The 18,675-nt window shown below is 37.6% G+C and carries 21 protein-coding genes and 1 pseudogene; 20 read left to right on the top strand and 2 right to left on the bottom strand.

Translation table 11 applies throughout. The features are described 5' to 3' along the window. Positions 1-932: 932 nt before the first annotated feature. The 12 genes from AAGS61_RS07215 (at position 933) to AAGS61_RS07160 (ending at position 11,649) form a co-directional block, all read left to right on the top strand. Positions 933-1,877 carry a ring-cleaving dioxygenase gene (locus tag AAGS61_RS07215; protein WP_391369419.1) on the top strand — a complete coding sequence of 315 codons (945 nt, stop codon included), beginning with the start codon at positions 933-935 and terminating at the stop codon, positions 1,875-1,877. A 255-nt stretch (positions 1,878-2,132) separates the two neighbouring features. Continuing rightward, positions 2,133-2,885, top strand: coding sequence for an SDR family NAD(P)-dependent oxidoreductase (locus tag AAGS61_RS07210; protein ID WP_391369416.1), 753 nt, complete (start codon positions 2,133-2,135; stop codon positions 2,883-2,885). A 17-nt stretch (positions 2,886-2,902) separates the two neighbouring features. Beyond that, positions 2,903-3,328 carry a MarR family winged helix-turn-helix transcriptional regulator gene (locus AAGS61_RS07205; protein ID WP_391369413.1) on the top strand — a complete coding sequence of 142 codons (426 nt, stop codon included), beginning with the start codon at positions 2,903-2,905 and terminating at the stop codon, positions 3,326-3,328. A gap of 200 nt (positions 3,329-3,528) precedes the next feature. Continuing rightward, on the top strand, positions 3,529-3,849 hold the full coding sequence (gene ytxJ, locus AAGS61_RS07200) for a bacillithiol system redox-active protein YtxJ (RefSeq protein WP_391369410.1): 321 nt from the start codon (positions 3,529-3,531) through the stop codon (positions 3,847-3,849). 179 nt (positions 3,850-4,028) lie between these two features. Then, positions 4,029-4,748 (top strand): cytochrome c biogenesis protein CcdA, encoded by a 720-nt coding sequence (locus AAGS61_RS07195; RefSeq protein WP_391369408.1) that lies wholly within the window; start codon positions 4,029-4,031, stop codon positions 4,746-4,748. 15 nt (positions 4,749-4,763) lie between these two features. Beyond that, positions 4,764-5,297 carry a redoxin family protein gene (locus AAGS61_RS07190; protein ID WP_391369406.1) on the top strand — a complete coding sequence of 178 codons (534 nt, stop codon included), beginning with the start codon at positions 4,764-4,766 and terminating at the stop codon, positions 5,295-5,297. A 15-nt stretch (positions 5,298-5,312) separates the two neighbouring features. Next, entirely contained in the window at positions 5,313-6,425 is a 1,113-nt protein-coding gene (gene msrAB / locus AAGS61_RS07185; RefSeq protein WP_391369403.1) for a bifunctional peptide-methionine (S)-S-oxide reductase MsrA/peptide-methionine (R)-S-oxide reductase MsrB, read from the top strand. Positions 6,426-6,586: 161 nt separating this feature from the next. Further along, positions 6,587-7,360: a response regulator transcription factor gene (locus AAGS61_RS07180; RefSeq protein ID WP_391369400.1), complete on the top strand. Its 774-nt coding sequence runs from the start codon at positions 6,587-6,589 to the stop codon at positions 7,358-7,360. Beyond that, complete coding sequence (locus tag AAGS61_RS07175; RefSeq protein ID WP_391369398.1) at positions 7,357-9,087, top strand: cache domain-containing sensor histidine kinase; 1,731 nt, start codon at positions 7,357-7,359, stop codon at positions 9,085-9,087. Before AAGS61_RS07180 ends, AAGS61_RS07175 begins: the two co-directional genes overlap by 4 nt. A 114-nt stretch (positions 9,088-9,201) precedes the next feature. After that, positions 9,202-10,143, top strand: coding sequence for a serine O-acetyltransferase EpsC (gene epsC, locus AAGS61_RS07170; RefSeq protein ID WP_391369395.1), 942 nt, complete (start codon positions 9,202-9,204; stop codon positions 10,141-10,143). Between the two features lie 102 nt (positions 10,144-10,245). Continuing rightward, complete coding sequence (locus AAGS61_RS07165) at positions 10,246-10,593, top strand: four-helix bundle copper-binding protein (protein ID WP_391369392.1); 348 nt, start codon at positions 10,246-10,248, stop codon at positions 10,591-10,593. A gap of 618 nt (positions 10,594-11,211) precedes the next feature. Then, entirely contained in the window at positions 11,212-11,649 is a 438-nt protein-coding gene (locus AAGS61_RS07160) for a cell wall hydrolase (protein ID WP_391369389.1), read from the top strand. 104 nt (positions 11,650-11,753) lie between these two features. On the opposite strand, the gene AAGS61_RS07155 is transcribed toward AAGS61_RS07160, so the two are convergent. Next, entirely contained in the window at positions 11,754-12,227 is a 474-nt protein-coding gene (locus tag AAGS61_RS07155) for a DUF2062 domain-containing protein (RefSeq protein WP_391369386.1), read from the bottom strand. Positions 12,228-12,448: 221 nt separating this feature from the next. On the opposite strand from AAGS61_RS07155, the gene AAGS61_RS07150 reads away from it, so the two are divergent. Further along, a complete protein-coding gene (locus AAGS61_RS07150; protein WP_391369383.1) occupies positions 12,449-12,706 on the top strand; it encodes a DUF1871 family protein in 258 nt (85 codons plus the stop codon). A gap of 75 nt (positions 12,707-12,781) precedes the next feature. Here AAGS61_RS07150 and AAGS61_RS07145 read toward each other — a convergent pair whose 3' ends face one another. Then, positions 12,782-12,958, bottom strand: a complete 177-nt coding sequence (locus AAGS61_RS07145) for an asparagine synthase (protein ID WP_391369380.1) — start codon at positions 12,956-12,958, stop codon at positions 12,782-12,784. Positions 12,959-13,119: 161 nt separating this feature from the next. On the opposite strand from AAGS61_RS07145, the gene AAGS61_RS07140 reads away from it, so the two are divergent. The 7 genes and pseudogenes from AAGS61_RS07140 to AAGS61_RS07110 form a co-directional block, all read left to right on the top strand. Beyond that, positions 13,120-13,860, top strand: a complete 741-nt coding sequence (locus tag AAGS61_RS07140; protein WP_391369377.1) for a polysaccharide deacetylase family protein — start codon at positions 13,120-13,122, stop codon at positions 13,858-13,860. Positions 13,861-14,047: 187 nt separating this feature from the next. After that, the gene (locus AAGS61_RS07135) at positions 14,048-14,320 is read left to right on the top strand and encodes a hypothetical protein (RefSeq protein ID WP_391369374.1); all 273 of its coding nucleotides are present in this window, start codon (positions 14,048-14,050) and stop codon (positions 14,318-14,320) included. Further along, on the top strand, positions 14,259-14,789 hold the full coding sequence (locus tag AAGS61_RS07130) for a hypothetical protein (protein ID WP_391369371.1): 531 nt from the start codon (positions 14,259-14,261) through the stop codon (positions 14,787-14,789). The genes AAGS61_RS07135 and AAGS61_RS07130 overlap by 62 nt, the downstream gene beginning before the upstream one ends. Positions 14,790-14,927: 138 nt before the next feature. Beyond that, a complete protein-coding gene (locus tag AAGS61_RS07125; RefSeq protein ID WP_391369369.1) occupies positions 14,928-15,083 on the top strand; it encodes a hypothetical protein in 156 nt (51 codons plus the stop codon). 37 nt (positions 15,084-15,120) lie between these two features. Beyond that, complete coding sequence (locus AAGS61_RS07120; protein WP_391369366.1) at positions 15,121-15,564, top strand: ArpU family phage packaging/lysis transcriptional regulator; 444 nt, start codon at positions 15,121-15,123, stop codon at positions 15,562-15,564. Further along, positions 15,561-16,145, top strand: a complete 585-nt coding sequence (locus AAGS61_RS07115) for a tyrosine-type recombinase/integrase (RefSeq protein WP_391369363.1) — start codon at positions 15,561-15,563, stop codon at positions 16,143-16,145. The genes AAGS61_RS07120 and AAGS61_RS07115 overlap by 4 nt, the downstream gene beginning before the upstream one ends. A gap of 531 nt (positions 16,146-16,676) precedes the next feature. Next, positions 16,677-18,675 (top strand): annotated as a pseudogene (locus AAGS61_RS07110) (hypothetical protein); the annotation flags it as partial.

The following is an 18,675-nucleotide window of genomic DNA, read 5'->3' as shown; positions in this document are numbered from 1 at the left end:
ATAAAATTTGTTTCAATAGCTTATTGTAAATTAAGTGTGAAATCGTTTCTCAAAAATACACACAACAAAATTGAATTCCCCATTTTATAAACCGTGATTTTGTCATTTAATAAAATTCATATACGACTTAAAAATAAATAAGTGTCGAAAGGATTTGACACTTATTTTCAAATAAGTTGTATATCAAAATCGTTCATTTGCATAAAATACGATTTAAAAAATCACCCTTCATTTTTTAAGCAGCTAATAAAGCGCTAGGGGTAGGCATTTCTCCAGCCTATTTATTCGGGATGGGTTAAACGAAATGCAAAGCAACAGCGTTCATTTTCTCCATTACTAGCTGATTACAATGATTTTTTGAATGAATTGTAGGGTTTAAGTGGAGGAAACGGTAAAATAAGTGCCATTTTAGAATTCTCTTAAATCCCCATTGTCACTTATTTATGTTCATTTTGATACAAAAAGGGTAAATTTCATGAACAAAACCGGCGATTTACATATAAATTTCAGCATAAAAATAGCGGATGATTTCAGCTCAAATACATCGAAAATCAAATAAATTACACACATAACACGCATCACTTTCCAGCAGTTGACATGTAAAATGCTGCGTGTTATATTTCAATTAACAAATATCTTGAATTCAAGATATTTTACACTCGCATAAATAGGAGGGCGTTTAAGATGATGAAATTACTCAATCAAATGAATGCATTCGTAATAAAAAATAAGATAGCCTACTTAACGCCTACTAAATGACATGAGCGACATCCATTACCCCAACAATACTTGCAGCAAATTCGCAGTCAAGTATTAGCCAATATGAATCGTTTTACACTTAGCAGATGAACTTGGGGAGGATGTAATACTAGGTAAAATGAAACGATATAAAAGCAATCTCTTTTATTTCTAAACTAAAGGAGGCACTCAATATGAATATTAACGGACATCACCATATTTCCATGATTACGAAAGATGCCAAGCGTAATAACGCATTTTATACAAACGTATTAGGCTTACGCCGTGTGAATATGACGGTAAATCAAGACTCACCTAATATGTACCATTTATTTTTCGGGGATCGAACAGGGTCACCAGGAACAGAATTAACGTTTTTTGAAATTCCAAATGCGGGTCAGACACATAAAGGGACAAATAGCATTTCACGTATTGGCTTATTTGTACCAACAGTAGAAAGCTTGGATTATTGGAAAGAGCGCTTCACTCGGTTCGGTGTTGCGTTTCATGCAGAAGTAACGGAATATGCGAATAAAGCGGCACTTCATTTCCGAGATCACGAAATGCTTGAAATGGTATTACTTGTTGTACCGAAAAATACAGTGCTACCAGCTCACTGGGAAGCTTGGGAGAAAAGTGACGTTCCGAAAGAGCATCGTATTTTGGGCATGGCGAGTGTGGAGTTGAAGGTGCGTAATCCGAAAGCGACGGTGGAAGTACTACATGAACTTTTCGGCTATGAAGTAGTAGAACAAAAAGGCAGTCAAACGATTATTCAAACGGAAGCGGGCGGGGTATTTAGCGAGCTTGTGTTGATAGAAGAGGATGGTCCAGCTGAAAAGCCAGGAAGAGGAAGTGTGCACCACGTAGCGATTCGTGTGGAAAATGTGGCGCAACTAAAGCATTTCGATGAGTTGCTAAAGGCGCGCGGCGTAACAACTTCAAACGTAGTTGATCGCCATTACTTCGAAAGTGTATACTTCCGTGATGCAAACAATATTTTATTTGAACTCGCGACAGATGAACCAGGCTTTACGATTGCGGGGGATATCGAGACGTTAGGTGAAAAGCTACATCTACCGCCAAAGTTCGAACATCGTAGAGAAGAAATTGAAGCGATGTTAACGCCTTTAGATTAATCAATAAACGGCATATGCTCGGGTTTTACTTGAGTGTATGCCGTATTTTTATTGAAGATATTATTTTGCATTGATAAGTCGAAATCACCGACTATGTAATGTCTTCAATTGTTGAAGTTTAGTTTGATTGAAGTAGGAACTATCACCTGGAAGAGAAAAGATAAAGTGTAATTTCATAAATTTTCTGAACAGTTTACTTGTGAACTATATGACGTTATAATGAAGTCGAATAAATGAGAAAGAGGGGATTTTATAATGCGATTACAAGATAAAGTTGTTATTATTACGGGTGGTGCTGGTGGTATCGCAACAGGTATGGCGATGGCAATGGCAAAAGAGGGCGCTATCCTTGCGCTAGTAGATATTAATGAAGAAGCGGGTCAGAAAGTGCTAGCAAAAGTACACGAATATTCACCACAATCGATTTACTTCAATGGTGACTTATTTGATGTAGCAAACTTACCAAATATCGTAACTACTGTTGTAGAAAAGTTTGGTAAGCTAGATGTGTTAGTGAACAATGCACATGCATCTACACAAAAACCGTTTGAAGAGTTAACACAAGAAGACTTCGATCTATCATTTGGTACTGGTTTCTACCCAACTTTCTACTTAATGAAAGCAGCATTACCGTACTTAAAAGAAACAGAAGGCTCTATTATTAACTTTGCATCTGGCGCAGGTTTAGCTGGTCAACCAACACAAGGAGCATATGCAGCTGCAAAAGAAGCAATCCGCGGTATTACACGTGTTGCTGCAAATGAATGGGGCAAGTATAATATTAATATCAACTTAATCAGCCCAATTGCGAAAAGTCCTGGGGTAGAAGCATGGGCTAAGCAGTTCCCTGAAATGTATCAGGATAGCTTATCTCGCATTCCACTTGGTCGCTGGGGTGAGCCAGAAGAGGATATCGGTCGTGTAGCGGTTTTCCTCGCTTCAGAAGATGCTCGCTATATTACAGGACAAACAATTATGGTTGATGGTGGTTCAGTTCAACTACGTTAAAATCGAGGGATATCATAATGAAGAAACCAAGTATTTACGAATTAGTCAATATGGTCGAGCAGGTAAACAATGCGAGTATTATTCAATATACCGATAGCTTATCAAAACCAATTGGAATATCGTCCATCATCGTGCTAAGCGAAATAAAGAAGCAAAAAAAATGCCAGCCAATCCAATTAGCTAATAAATTGGGCTACTCAAAAAGCAGCATTACCGCTATTTCGAATAAGCTACTACAAGCGGGCTATATTACAAGCTTTGCTGATCCACACGACCGTCGAAGTATCTCCTTTGAGGTTACAAACGAAGGGATCGCTATATTAAAAGAAGCCGAAATGCTTGGTCAAAAATATTATGAAACAATTTATTCCGTTTTGACAGAAGAAGAGCTTTCTCAATATATAAGTATCCAAAGAAAGCTACTGTATCATCTTAAAAATTAAATCAAACCTAAATAAGCTCCCCACTTGCCATTTCACCCGGTCTAAGTAGGGGAGCTTTGTTTTGATAATACACAGTATAGCAATGATTGTGAATGTCTCACAATATCCATATAATCAAACAACAAATTGGAAAATTCCTCTTTTAACGATTAAAATGAGTTAAGAATGGTTTTAAAGCGTGTAGAAGGAGGCAAGATAAAGTGAATTATACAGAAATTGTAGATATTAATCAGTGGCAACATATTTTAGCTACATCCAATGAACAGCCGATTGTTGTATTTAAGCATAGTACGACATGCCCGATTAGCGCGGCAGCTTATCGTGAGTTTACATCGGTGGAATTAGCGGATGCCTATTTAGTAAAGGTGATTGAGCATCGCGATGTCTCAAATGAAATCGCTAAGGATTTACAAGTACAACATGCCTCACCGCAAGCGATTATTATTCAAAACGGTCAAGCAGTTTGGCAAGCGACCCATTATAAAATTACAGCGAATGCGTTAAAAGAAGCATTGGTGTAAATAGTGCCATCCATTAAAGGTCTGTTAGATTCATTTCTAGCAGGCTTTTTTGTATAGTGTGTTCGGTTAAAATTTTTATCGGTATAGGATGATTTCTAAGAGTTATGTGAAATGATTCTATGTTCTTCGTTATTCATTTTTCTTACTATAACACTATACAAGAGAAAGGTGGTGCTCTTATGGTAGGTGAGCAGCTGTTATTTAGTACGGTTTTTATTGCGGGCATTCTCTCTTTTCTGTCGCCTTGTATTTTGCCATTGTTGCCGGTTTATATATCCGTGCTGTCAACAAATGAAATCGGTACGTCTGATCGACATGTTGTGACGATTGGGAAATGGCGAGTGAATGTATATTTGATTTTTAAGACGATGGTGTTTGTATTTGGTCTTTCTACGAGCTTTGTAATCCTAGGGTTTGGCGCGGGTCTTCTAGGTTCAGTCATTCAGGCAGACTGGTTTCTCGTCGCTTGTGGTGCAGTCGTTGTGCTGCTTGGCTTACATCAAATAGGGGTATTCAAATTTGCCGTGCTTCATAAAGAGAATAAAGTCCAGTTAAAAAGAAGTAATAAACGCGATTTACTAGGCACCTATTTATTAGGGTTTACGTTTAGTATGGGCTGGACACCTTGCATTGGTCCGGTTCTAGGGGCTGTACTAGGGTTATCCGCAAGTGAAGGGCATGCAGCGTTTGGTGCATTAATGATGTTTATTTATGCACTTGGATTATTAATTCCTTTTTTACTTGTTGCTATTTTTTCAGATGTGCTGCTACGACATCTAAAAAAACTCAATCAGCATGCAAATAAAATGAAAATTGCAGGCGGCGTCATCATTATTTTGATGGGTATTGTGCTGATGACGAATAACTTAAATTTACTATTAACGATTATTCCACAATAAGAGAGGAGCATGAGTTTGAACAATTTAAAAAAGATGATCGTGCTGTTAGCTGCTGTCTTGATGTTAGGGGCTTGCTCGGGCGAAACTAAAAATTCGAATAATACGGATAAGGTAGCTAAAAATGAAGGGAGTGAGGCACCGACTTTTGAATTAGTCGATGTCAACGGAAAAACGCATAATCTCGCAGATTACAAAGGGCAAAAAGTATATGTGAAATTTTGGGCTTCCTGGTGTTCCATTTGCTTAGCTGGCTTAGAAGAATTAAATACATTAGCTGGAGAAGAACAAGATTTCGTCGTATTAACGATTGTATCACCTGGCTTTAACAATGAAAAAAAGACTGATGCTTTTATTAAATGGTTCAGCGGTGTAGAAGAAGCGTCAAACATAACAGTGTTATTAGATGAAGATGGTACGGTTGCAAAACAATTTGGCGTACGAGCATATCCTACATCGTCTTATATTGGCTCAGATGGTACACTCATTCAAACGTTACCGGGACATGTAAGCAATGAACATATTATTGAAACATTTAAAGGAATTGAATAGGGAGGGAAACGATATATGAATATCAAATTAGTTGGGACTTTCATTGGAATCGTCCTGTTGTTAGCAGCATGTTCCAATGTGACGTCAACATTAACAGGTAGTTCAAATCCTGTTCAAGCAGATTCGAAATATCCACCGAATCCAAACGTGAATTTAAGCTTTGATACAGATCAATTAGCCGAAATTTATTTAGCAGGTGGTTGTTTCTGGGGTGTAGAAGCATATATGGAGCGTGTTTATGGTGTATATGATGTAACGTCTGGTTATGCAAATGGCGATACAGAAAATCCAACATATGAAGATGTGATTCGAAAAAATACAGGTCACGCCGAAACGGTTCATGTACGCTATGATCCAGAGCGTGTGTCTTTAGAAAAGCTATTAACGCATTTCTTTGGCATCATTGACCCGACATTATTAAATCAACAAGGAAATGACCGTGGTACACAATACCGTACAGGTGTTTATTATACAAATGAAGCCGATAAAGTAGTGATTGATCAAATCATAGCAAAAGAGCAAGAGCGCTACGATGAACCAATCGTAACAGAAGTGGAGCCACTACGTAACTTTACGCTAGCAGAAGAGTATCACCAAGATTATCTTGAAAAAAATCCAAATGGCTATTGTCATGTAGAGTTTGATGCGTTGGAAAATCAAGAAATTCCATCACTAATTGATCCAGCACTTTATCCGAAGCCAAGTGATGAAGAGATTAAAAAGATGTTAACGAAGGAACAATATGAAGTGACGCAAGGAAGTGATACAGAACGGGCTTTTTCTAATGAATATTGGGACTTATTTGAGCCAGGTATTTATGTAGATGTTGTCACAGGGGAGCCGCTGTTTTCATCAGCCGATAAATATGACTCTATGTGTGGCTGGCCAAGCTTTACAAAGCCAATCGATCCAGCAGTCGTGCTTGAATTTGAAGATACGAGTTATAATATGGTGCGAACAGAAGTAAGAAGTCGTACAGGTGATAGCCATTTAGGGCATGTATTTAATGATGGCCCTAAAGATCGTGGTGGATTGCGCTATTGTATTAATAGTGCTGCGATTAAATTCATTCCGCAAGAGGAAATGGAAGCAGCCGGCTATGACTATTTAATTCATCTAACAAAATAACATCATATGCTGTAAAATGAATATAAGATTTCGAGGGGGTGTCCAGAAAGTAAAAGCTTTCAGAACACCCCCTTCATCATCATCCATTAACAAAGGTTCCGTCGCAACGTATCTTTTCAGACGGTCTCTTTGTTTTATATTTCCAGAAAAAGGTGAATATCATGTATAAACTATTAGTCGTGGATGATGAACCGATCATCCTGAAAGGCATACGCTCGTTAGTTGATTTTGAGGCGCTCTCGATTTCGGAAGTGTTCGAGGCATCGAACGGAGAGGCAGCACTTGAACTTTTTAAACAGTATTTACCTGATTTTGTTTTAGCCGATATTAATATGCCAAAAATGAATGGGCTTGATTTTTCGGTTGCCGCAAAAGCTATAAAACCAGATGTGAAAATCGCCATTATTACCGGTTATGATTATTTTGATTATGCGGTAACGGCTTTAAAGGCTGGAATTGATGACTATGTATTAAAGCCAGTCTCGAAAAAAGATATTCAGGAAACATTAAAAAGGCTAATTGAAAAGCGGCAAGCATTACAAAATCAAACCGAAGTATCGCGCCTTGTTGGGGAGCTATTGAAAGATGCCCCAGCGCATGATGATACGGGCTATAAAGCCAAAATTCAAAAAGAATTGGAAGAAAATATTGCGAATATCGATTTTTCTTTAAGCTATTTAGCTAAACAGATGGCGTTAAGTAACTCTTATTTGAGTGGTTTGTTTAAAACATTGTTCGGTACGAATTTTCAAGATTATATGCTGAAAATTCGCCTAGACCGAGCGAAAATTTTATTGCTAAGTACGGATTTAAAAATATATGAAATTGCTGCGGCGGTAGGCTTTGAAGATCCTAATTATTTTAGTGCTACATTCAAGAGGAAATGTCATGTTTCACCGAATCAGTTTAGAGAAAAAATGAGTGAATCAAGATGAAGAAGTTCACGATGATGAAAACATTACGGATGCAAATTGCCTTGCATTATTTAAAGGCAAGTGCGCTCATTTTATTATTAATTGGCTGTATTTTATATGTCAGTATGTCCTCTATTGTATTACGTGAAGCGACAGCCAACACGAAAGCAGCGGTTGAGCAAAGTGGTATGTACATTGAACTGTACATCGATCGTCTTAAAGCCGTCGCGGATTTACTGGCGGAAAATCCGCAACTCGTATCTTATTTTTCAAGTCCGGAGCGAGATGCTGCTGTAAAGAAAGATGTACTGTCCACGATTCGGACAACGATGGCGACCGATCCATTTATTCAATCGGTTGTTATTGTGAGTAAAGACGGGGAAGTACTGTCCAATGAAACAGGGCTAATTATGAGTATGTCGAGCAATATGATGCAGGAACAGTGGTATGTAGCTGCAATGAATAGTGGTAGCAAACCGGTCTTGACATCTGCGCGGATGCAACAATTTTCAATGGATAAAGACAATTGGGTGATTTCTATTAGTCGGGAAATTACGAACAGCGCTGGTAAAAATATCGGTGTGCTCCTAATTGATATTCAATATACCGTAATTGAAGATTACTTAGCTGACTTGGATTTAGGGAAGAATGGGTTTTCTTTCATTATGAATGACAACGGGGAAGTCGTTTACCATAAAGATACGATGTATTTTGAGGATGATACAAAACAGCAAGAGCTCCAGCGTATTGTGAATGATCAAGCATGGTATGACGCAGCACAAAATACATTGACGCACACATACAAGCTGGAAAATGCAGATTGGACATTTGTTGGTGTCTCTTCACAAGACGCACTGTTAATGATGAAAAGGCAGTTACTCGAAATCTTTTTACTCGTAGGGGTAGTTCTATTTATTATTGCTACAGTGAGTGTGGCATTATTTGCTGGGCGCATAACGACGCCTTTCCAGCGCTTAGAAAAGGCGATGCAAAATATTGAGCAAGGATTAAAAACAGTGCCGATTGATGAAAAAGGTTGTTACGAAGCCCAAAGCTTAGCGAAGCATTTTAATTCGATGATTGTTCAAATTGAAAAATTAATGCAAGAAATTACAGAAAAAGAACAGCATTTAAGAGCGTCTGAGATTAGTGCACTGCATAGTCAAATAAACCCGCATTTCTTATACAATACGTTAGATACAATTATTTGGATGGCGGAGTTTAATGACAGTGAAAAGGTAATTGACATGACCAAAGCACTGGCGCAATTTTTCCGTTTATCGCTCAGCGGTGGGAATGATATGACAACAGTAGAAAATGAGTTAGATCATGTCCGGCAGTATTTATTTATTCAAAAAGAACGTTACGGTGAACAGTTGAATTATTCGATTGACTGTGAGGAAGCTTTGCGGAATGTACAAGTACCCAAACTGATTTTACAGCCCATTGTTGAAAATGCTCTTTACCATGGCATTCGAAGCATTGACCGTACAGGGTATATTTGGGTCAGTGCTTCACAGAACGAGAACGTTATAGAGCTGACAGTGCGAGATAATGGAGAAGGCTTTGACGTCAAACAATTGGATAAGGAACGCGGAGAAAAACAAGTCAAGCTTGGCGGTGTAGGCATTAAAAATGTAGATGAACGTATTAAACTTTATTACGGCTCTCCCTACGGCATCTTTATTGATTCGCAAAAAGACAAAGGCACAACGGTCCGCATTAAAATACCAATGTTGAGGAAGTAACAAATAGTTTATTTGACCCTCACAAGAAACTTTTTTTGAAATGAGATTAGTATAAAAAGAAGGATTGAGTTAAAATAGCAATTATATAATAGAAAATTCGGGGAGAAAAAGACAATGAAATTAAATGAGTGGTTAAACACAGAAGTGCCGAATATCGCGCACGCGCTGAATGAAATCAATCAACAATATGTTGATATTGAAAATTCGATTGGTTTTTCAGGAAAAGATAAAATTTATAAAGTGCTTCATAAGTTCCAGGCCGTATTGTTTCCAGGTTTTTATAATTGTCAGCCGATTGATGAGACAAGATTGAATGTTGAAATTAGTAATAATTTAAGAGAAGCTGCGTTAGATTTACGCGATATTCTTGAAAAAGTAATGATTTATAACCAGAATATGACGGAATCTGTATACAGCGAAAAAGAGTGTAGAGAACAAGCGGATGATATTGTGATGACGCTCATTAATAAGCTCCCGACAATTCGTCAACTCATTCAAACTGATATTCAAGCTGCCTATAACGGGGATCCAGCTGCTGTTTCTACAGAAGAAATCTTATTAAGTTATCCGTCTATTATTGCGATGTGCATTCATCGTATTGCGCATGAGCTGTATAAATTAGATGTGAAAATTGTTCCGCGCATTATGTCTGAATATACACATCAATTAACAGGGATTGATATTCATCCAGGTGCATCAATTGGTGAATCGTTCTTTATCGATCACGGAACAGGTGTCGTCATTGGTGAAACATGTACGATTGGGAAAAACGTGAAAATCTATCAAGGGGTTACATTGGGGGCGTTAAGTTTCCCACTTGATGAAAATGGTAACCCGATTAAAGGCATTAAGCGTCATCCGGACATTGAAGACAATGTCATTATTTATGCGGGCGCTACAATTTTAGGAGGAGAAACAAAGATTGGTCATGATTCCATTCTAGGTAGTAATATTTGGGTAACACATTCAATCCCACCATATTCAAGAGTGTATAATTCGCAGCCATCTCCTAAAATTAGCAATGGTCAGATGAAAACTAGCGATTCTAAAATGTAGTTTTTATTAATTAAAGGGGAGTTTAAAAAATAAGAATAAAACCTCTTCTTTCGCAAATCATATGATTGTTTGAAAAATATGATGAAGAGCGAGGTTTTTAGTATGGGTGTAGTAACAAATAATAATGACAAATTTCAAGCATGTATTGATGCATGTTTAAAATGTGTACAGGCTTGTTATGAGTGTTTTAATGCATGTTTAAATGAACCCGACTTAAACGCACGGAAAAATTGTGTAAGCACACTTGTTGAATGCGCGATGATGTGTGAAATGTCAGTATCAATGATGTCAATGAATGGACAGTTTTCTAAAGAACATTGTGAGCTGTGTGCAAAAATTTGTAGTAAATGTGCAGAAGAGTGTTCCATGTTTAAAGATGACCATTGTCAAAAATGCGCTGATATTTGCCGTATGTGTGCAGAAGAATGTAGAAAAATGGCTACTATGTAATGTATTAAAGAGAAGAATGGGGAGGAAAAGCATGATTAGTCTTTTCCTCGTTATTTTTTATGTATGTGAAGAATCGTACTTCAATAAGTAATAACAAAGAATGTCAGATGTGTTGATTATACAAATATTGGTGGGGAATTAGCGTGATTTTTTAATGGAATGGTTGATTGGAGCGGAGGCGACTCGACTCCTGCAGGAGAAATATCAAAGGCTAAAGTCGCCACGTCACGAGCGCAACGCCTTTGTGAGCAACATCATGTTGCTCCGAGCTGGAAATCCATTTATTTCCGCACTAGCCGAAATCAATTATATAAATCATCTTAAAACTGTCGACATTGAACGGTCAAAAAACTGGTACGAGCAAAACATCAGCGTATCCAGTCAAAAGCTTCGCAATATGTAGGCTGATTTTTAAAGTCAATCGTTATGCTAGAACATTAAAATGCACATATATAGTTGAAGCCATGCCTACAGAAAGCGAATCAGCCGTAGCGGAAATCAACACGCGTGAAAGAGTGTCATAGTGTACATCTTACCGAAAAAACGGCAAACATCCTTATTTCACAAACAATGACACCAATGTAGTTTTATTTTCATACTATATTTTGGGGTGAAAAAATGCCAAGAATCAAATACCGAGATGCAGATATTGATTTAATGGCAAGGATGATGCGAGCAGAAGCCGAGGGTGAAGGAAACCAAGGGATGTTATATGTTGGAAATGTCATTGTGAATCGTGCACTGGCAGATTGTTTAGACTTTAGAGATGTCAGAACGATTGAACAAGTCATTTATCAGGTACAGGGAGGCAATTATTCTTTTGAAGCGGTTCAAAAGGGGAATTTATTTTATCAAAGAGCGCGATCTTCTGAAAAAAAATTAGCAAAGCAGAATTTGGATTATTGGAGACAACATCCAGCGAAATTTGCGCTTTGGTATTTTAATCCATATGCTCCGTGTCCGCCAACATGGTATAATCAGCCATTTACTGGTCAATTCAAAAGTCATTGTTTTTATGAACCAATAGCTGGAACATGTGAAAGTGTTTATATTTAGTTAAGTCATCTCAATTTTATCTTTTCGTACATCTGTTTAATAGCTTTACTGCACTGTTTTCTAGCGGAATAAAAGGGAACTTTCTGTTTAATGAGAGTTCCCTTTTATCTAATTTTATGCAAAATCCTCATCCGATACATCTTAAAGAGGAAATACACAATAAAGTAAATGAATATAGAGGAAATTAGTATATTTATGATTGCCCCAGTTAGAAATAAGTAGCCACTGGAATGCATGCTATCTATTCCATCGACGGTATGATAAAGGGCATTGATATAATCGACATCTTCAACCTCATCTACTGTAGTTTTCCTATCTAGTAATAGGCTTCCGACTTGATAATTTAACAAAAACAGAAGTGGCCAAGCAGGCGTTCCCATAACACCGCCTACAATGGCTGAAACTGTATTCGCTCTTGCTAGTTTCGCCAAGCCAATGGATAGGACGGGACCTAATCCGAAAGTAGGGAACCAGTGTGGGATGAGTCCCATTGTAAAACCTACTGCTACTTGATGTGGACTGGCGTTTAGTCGAAATAAACGGAGAAGGTAATATTTCATTCTACGCGCTATTTTCATTGTAGTGTACATTCCCTTCTTACCACAATTACTTTAAAAGATTATGTAAGTATTGTACCACATGCATCACTCTACACATATCTACAAATTTCTACATAAAACCTCCTCGTTGCTAATAATATGGTTCGTTTAACGGAGCGTACTTAAACTAGCTATATAGATTAGTAATATGCTATTGTGGAATAAATAACCAAAATATATTGTTTTAAAAGAGGGATACGATGAACTACTACCAAATTGTAAAAGAAGTCATTGATGATTGGGATCCAAAGCGATTTTTACATCACACACCTGACGATGAATATCATCCAGAAATAAGAGATATTGTAGCGTTACTACCAACCGCAACATCGATTGAACAATTAGCTGTAGTCATACACGAGGTGTTTGTGAAAATGTTGTCAGTAGACGAAGTATATTCGATTCAAAATTGTTATCCAATTGCATCAAAAATTTGGGACAAAATGAATAACAGTTAATTTAAAGTAAATGTAAAACACGTGCAAATAACATATTACCTAAAAAGAGAGCGCAAATGTTGCGCTCTCTTCATGCTAACGACGATGCTCCACCAGGTCAATTGCACCTAGCACGATATGGGCTAAGCCGAAGCCTAAAATGGTGTTCGCTATCGCTTGATTGGAACTACTCCCTTTTTGTCTCATCGCATAGCCTGTTGCTGTTACTGCAGAACCTAGGATCGCTGGGATTAAACCTTCACGAATATTCATAAAAGTCCCTCCATCGTTGTTAGTTGGTGAGAAAACACCACATTTATTTTGTGTATAGCAATAAAAAATATACGAGCTATTTCAAGGCATTTTTTTAGCGAAGCAGCAAATACTAAAGCCATCTCTGTAGCAAAGATTAAAGTAAACGGTGGTGACAATGCTTGCAGCGAAAGTATATCACGATGTTCTCCATTTTTATTGTCTTTATTTCGGTGTTTTATTTTGGCTATAAATCGTATGCGGATAAAGGAAGACACTATTATGAAGAAGCAGGGCAGGTTGTGTGGGATATTCAGACGAGTGAAAAAGTCGTAGCAATTACATTTGATGATGGTCCAGATCAAAAATACACAACGGATATATTAGATTTACTTGCTCAATATGAGGCAAAAGCCACTTTTTTTATTGTGGGTCAATATGCTGAAAAATATCCTGAAGTTGTGCTACGACAGTATGGTGAGGGGCATGAAATCGCGAATCACACATATACTCATACACGCAGTCAATCAGTACAACGAATTGAAGAAGAGCTAAAAAAGACAAATGAAACGATTTATAGTATTACCGGATTTAGACCAACTTTATTCCGTCCTGTTGGTGGACAATATACAGATGCGATGATTAATACAGTGGTCAAAAATGGTTATACCGTTGTCATGTGGTCGTGGCATCAAGATACAGAGGATTGGAAAAATCCAGGGGTAAGCAAAATTGTAGATAAAGTATTAAAAGGCACAAAACCGGGGGATGTCATCCTATTTCATGATGCGGGTGGTGATCGCAGTCAAACCGTGAAAGCGCTAGAAGAAATTTTACCAGCACTTAAAAATCAAGGGTACGAATTTATAACGATTTCTGAGCTCATCGAACGGAAGAAGGGGAGTATAAGTAAGGTAAGTTAACCAGATGGAATAATTACGAAAACCGTTGTTTCTAATGATCTAGAGACGACGGTTTTTGTTATGGCAAATTCCAAATTGTTTCTTTTATAGAGGTTGCTAGGTGGTGAGACGATGGTAATTGCACAGTTAAATTTATTCAGATACTGAGTAGTATAAGAAACATTTTGCGGAGTAAAGGAGTGACGGTATGGATAATATAAAGTTTCGTGCAAAAATCATTGACGAATCACATTTATGTTTAATTACAGGGCTAGAAAAATGTACAAGTTACATGATTGATGGAAATGTAGTTTACTTACCACGTCCTGCCTATGATGCGTACACGTTGCCAGAATACACTGCAGAGGAAAAAGCATTTTACCAAATTAAATACGATATGGATAATGATTTTGTTGAAGTTGAAAAATGGTGTGCTGTGTACATTAGAAGATTTAATCGAGGAAGAGCATCAAAGACTTGAAGAAATCGAAAATTTTTACAATATTCCAGAGCTAGATTTTGTATTTGTATTTCGGCTTTACGAATGTGACGCAGTGGCAGCTCGTTCATTGGATGACGCAATCAAATGGTACAAAGAGCTAGGAGACGATATTTTAAATTATGAATTATTAAAAAATCATTTAGTATTTAAGGGAGAGAGTGCTTTTTTAAAACGATTTATTTTAGTAATTATGTCTATGTTATCGGCTTTTATAACAGCGATAATCATACCAAATTTCAATGATAGTTTTAAAGAATACTTCAACAAAATAATAGAAATATTTCCTGTGATTTTTTCTTCTGCAGGTCTCTCACTAATAATTATAATTCTAATCTTCGTAATTTATATTTTTATAAAGGAAGTATTTGAAATATTTACTGCTAAAACTAGAAGTATAAAATATATTATCTCAATGTTGGATATAATTATAGAAGATTATAAAAAATAATAGTTCTGACCTACCAGCTATCTGGAGGACAACAATTGATAGCAGCAAAACGCTGCCGTCTTTTGTTGTCCTCTTTTTTATTTTATCGAATCACTGTTCAAATGGGTATTCCAATTCGGAATGAAAGAGGTGAGGCAATTGCGCATGATTCAATTAGAGATTAAGCAACATGGTCTTCATCAAAAGAAAAAGGTGAAGACAAATAACCGCAAGCCTAATAAGCGGAAAGAGCAGCTTAGTAAATGGGAGATTGAGGATTTAATGGGTGTTCGTCGTGACATTTATACAAGATGAAATAGCGTTATTCGCCGTAAATGAGGAGGTATATACAATGGAGATTTTAAAAGGTATTGACGGCAAGGCTACACAGAAAGCTATTGAAAAAGTATTACGACAATATCGGACATATCAACTTACGACACCCGAAGATCTTTTACCGACAATTACACCAAAATATACATTAGAGATGCCGTCTTTTGGTGGAACTGTGAACTCAAAAGTAGAGAACGCTGCTGTTAAGAATGTGGAGCATTATAAGCAAGCCGAAAAGTTTTTTGAACGCTTCAACCGAGGCTTTTACAAATTGACTAAAAAGGAACGCCAAATAATCATTATGGCATTTTTAGAAGAAGTGCCAATGTTTAATTACCAAGTTGCTAATGAATTGAATGTGAGTGAGCGCACTTTTTATCGTATGAAGGCACAGGCATTGTATAAATTAGCTTTAGTATTACGAGTTGAGGTTTACCAGGAAGATGAGGTGAAGTCCTCATGAATTTTGTGCAGCTGATACGTGATTTAGAAAAGATTTCTGAAGTACGTGAGTTTTTGGCCAGCAAGAATAAAAGAGATGAGCTACTCTTTTGCTTTGGTATTTATACGGGATTAAGGATTAGTGATATTTTAACGATTCGTGTGAAGGATGTATATGGCAAGGATCATTTTTATATCGTGGAGCAGAAGACAAAGAAAGCGAAGCAGCGGAGCAAAAAGTACACGGTGAGGAAGCGTGTGCCAATCGTGAAGAAGCTGCAGCGTCTATTAAATGACTTTTGTGCAACATTGCAACCAAATGATTTTCTTTTCAAATCACGGCAGGGAAAGAACAAGCCAATAACTCGTGTACGTGCTTATGATATTTTGCGTGAAGCTGCTCATCACTGTGAGTTGAAAGAAATCGGTATACATACATTACGTAAGACATTTGGTTTTCTAGTTTATCAGAACGAAAAGGATGTGGCGTTGCTTCAAGATATTTTTAATCATAGTGCTCCATACATTACGTTGAAATACATTGGGGTTAATCAGGATGCGATTGAAGATGCATACAATGCCCTTAATAATTTAAGGATATAAACGGGCGTTCAAACAATTAAATCAAAAGGGGATAGTGTAGGATTTCCTAAAATGCACTAATTTGTTGCTGTAAACTACTTTAAAAAAACTTCATAAAAACATGTATAGATAATGTTCATAAGAAAAGCTAAGAAACGTTGATTTTTGACAACATTCTTGGTTTTTTTATGTTGCGCTCAAACTTTTATTTGCGAACGTTATTTGAATTTATTTTTTTATGTTTTATAAAACATTACTACACTAAAGCCCCCCCTTTATTGATATAGAAATGGGACTAACAGATTGTTGAAATTTAGATTCCTTACGAATCTGTTTGATTTTTTGATAATCTTTTAGACCATTCATTAAAATTTGGAGTACTTATTGAAAATTTCACTTCTCAAAAACGACTAAATTTCTCTTTTTTAACCTGAATTTAAACTTTTTATAATAAAATCAGGGATATATCATAGAGAAAGGAATGTTGACAAGACACGTAGAAATCTTTTATATGGTGTTTTGTTGTTTACAATCTTGTTCGGAGGAGGATTTATGAGGAAAACAAATTATGTTGTGTTAACGATTGCAATGATTATACTACTAAATTTAGTCCATTTTGGTTCAAAGGCTGATGCTGCAGGATTTACTACTAGAGTTGAACCAACTTATGATATCACTTATGATAATTCAGGCATATATCATGGGGAGTCTATAGAGATCGGATACGATCCAGACTATGGAGTTATAAGAGGAGCTTTACAGTTTACTCTACCAGCCTTAACAAGCCAAATTGTGAAAGCAGAATTGAGTTTTAACGTTGGTCTATCCCAGGGTAACCCATTTGTAGCGGTTTACGGATCTAATGATGATACTTGGAGTGAAAGTAATCAACATATACCTACTGCTAATACTAATGAGCTGGGGCGAGTAGGAAATCTCGCTAATCTACCATCTCCACATGTCATTGACGTTACATCCTTTATCAAGTCCCAAGCGGATGATAAGGTTTCGTTTATTCTTCAAGGAGAAACAACTGGGGGATTAAGTGGTGTTATCCTCTATTCTAAAGAATACCGTTACCCTGAGTACAGGCCGGCGCTTACTCTTACAATAGTACCGGTTAGCGCAGCAACGCCAAACATAGGTACCCAACCAACAGACAAAACGGTAAATGTAGGAGATTCAGCCACTCTCAATGTAGCAGCAAGTGGAGGCATATCGTTAAGCTATCAATGGTATAAAAATATAACGAATAGTACGAGTGGTGGAACGCTCATTCCTGGAGCAACAAGTGCAACGTATGCCCCATCAACGGGTACTGCAGGAACGACTTACTATTATGTGGTAGTTACAAATACAGATAATAGTGCGACTGGAAATAAAACAGCAACAGCTACAAGTAATGTGGCAAAGGTACAAGTGAACGCATTAACGCATGCAGCAACGCCAAACATCGGTACCCAACCAACAGATAAAACGGTGAATGTAGGAGGTTCAGCCACTCTCAATGTAGCAGCAAGTGGAGGCGTGTCATTGAGCTATCAATGGTACAGTAATACAACAAATAGTAATAGTGGTGGAACGCCCATTCCTGGAGCAACAAGTGCAACGTATGTAGCACCAACGGGTACTGCAGGAACGACTTACTATTATGTGGTAGTTACAAATACAGATAGCAGTGCGACTGGAAATAAAACAGCAACAGCTACAAGTAATGTGGCAAAGGTACAAGTGAACACATTAACGCATGCAGCAACGCCAAGCATCGGTACCCAACCAACAGATAAAACGGTGAATGTAGGAGATTCAGCCGCTCTCAATGTAGCAGCAAGCGGAGGCGTGTCGTTAAGCTATCAATGGTATAAAAATATAACGAATAGTACGAGTGGTGGAACGCTCATTCCTGGAGCAACAAGTGCAACGTATGCCCCATCAACGGGTACTGCAGGAACGACTTACTATTATGTGGTAGTTACAAATACAGATAATAGTGCGACTGGAAATAAAACAGCAACAGCTACAAGTAATGTGGCAAAGGTACAAGTGAACGCATTAACGCATGCAGCAACGCCAAACATCGGTACCCACCCAACAGACCAAACGGTGAATGTGGGAGATTCATCCACTCTCAATGTAGCAGCAAGTGGAGGCGTGTCGTTAAGCTATCAATGGTATAGCAACACAACGAATAGTACGAGTGGTGGAACGCTCATTCCTGGAGCAACAAGTGCAACGTATGCCCCATCAACGGTTACTGCAGGAACGACTTACTATTATGTGGTAGTTACAAATACAGATAATAGTGCGACTGGACAACAAACAGCAACAGCTACAAGTAATGTAGCAAAGGTACAAGTGAACGCATTAACGCATGCAGCAACGCCAAACATCGGTACCCACCCAACAGACCAAACGGTCAATGTAGGAGAGTCATCCACTCTCAATGTAGCAGCAAGTGGAGGCGTGTCGTTAAGCTATCAATGGTATAGCAACACAACGAATAGTACGAGTGGTGGAACGCTCATTCCTGGAGCAACAAGTGCAACGTATG

Origin of the sequence: Lysinibacillus sp. KU-BSD001 (assembly GCF_042920265.1) — a bacterium.
Lineage (GTDB): Bacteria > Bacillota > Bacilli > Bacillales_A > Planococcaceae > Lysinibacillus_B.
The sequence above is the reverse complement of the archived record's forward strand: the minus strand, read 5'-3'. Positions and strand labels throughout refer to the sequence as shown.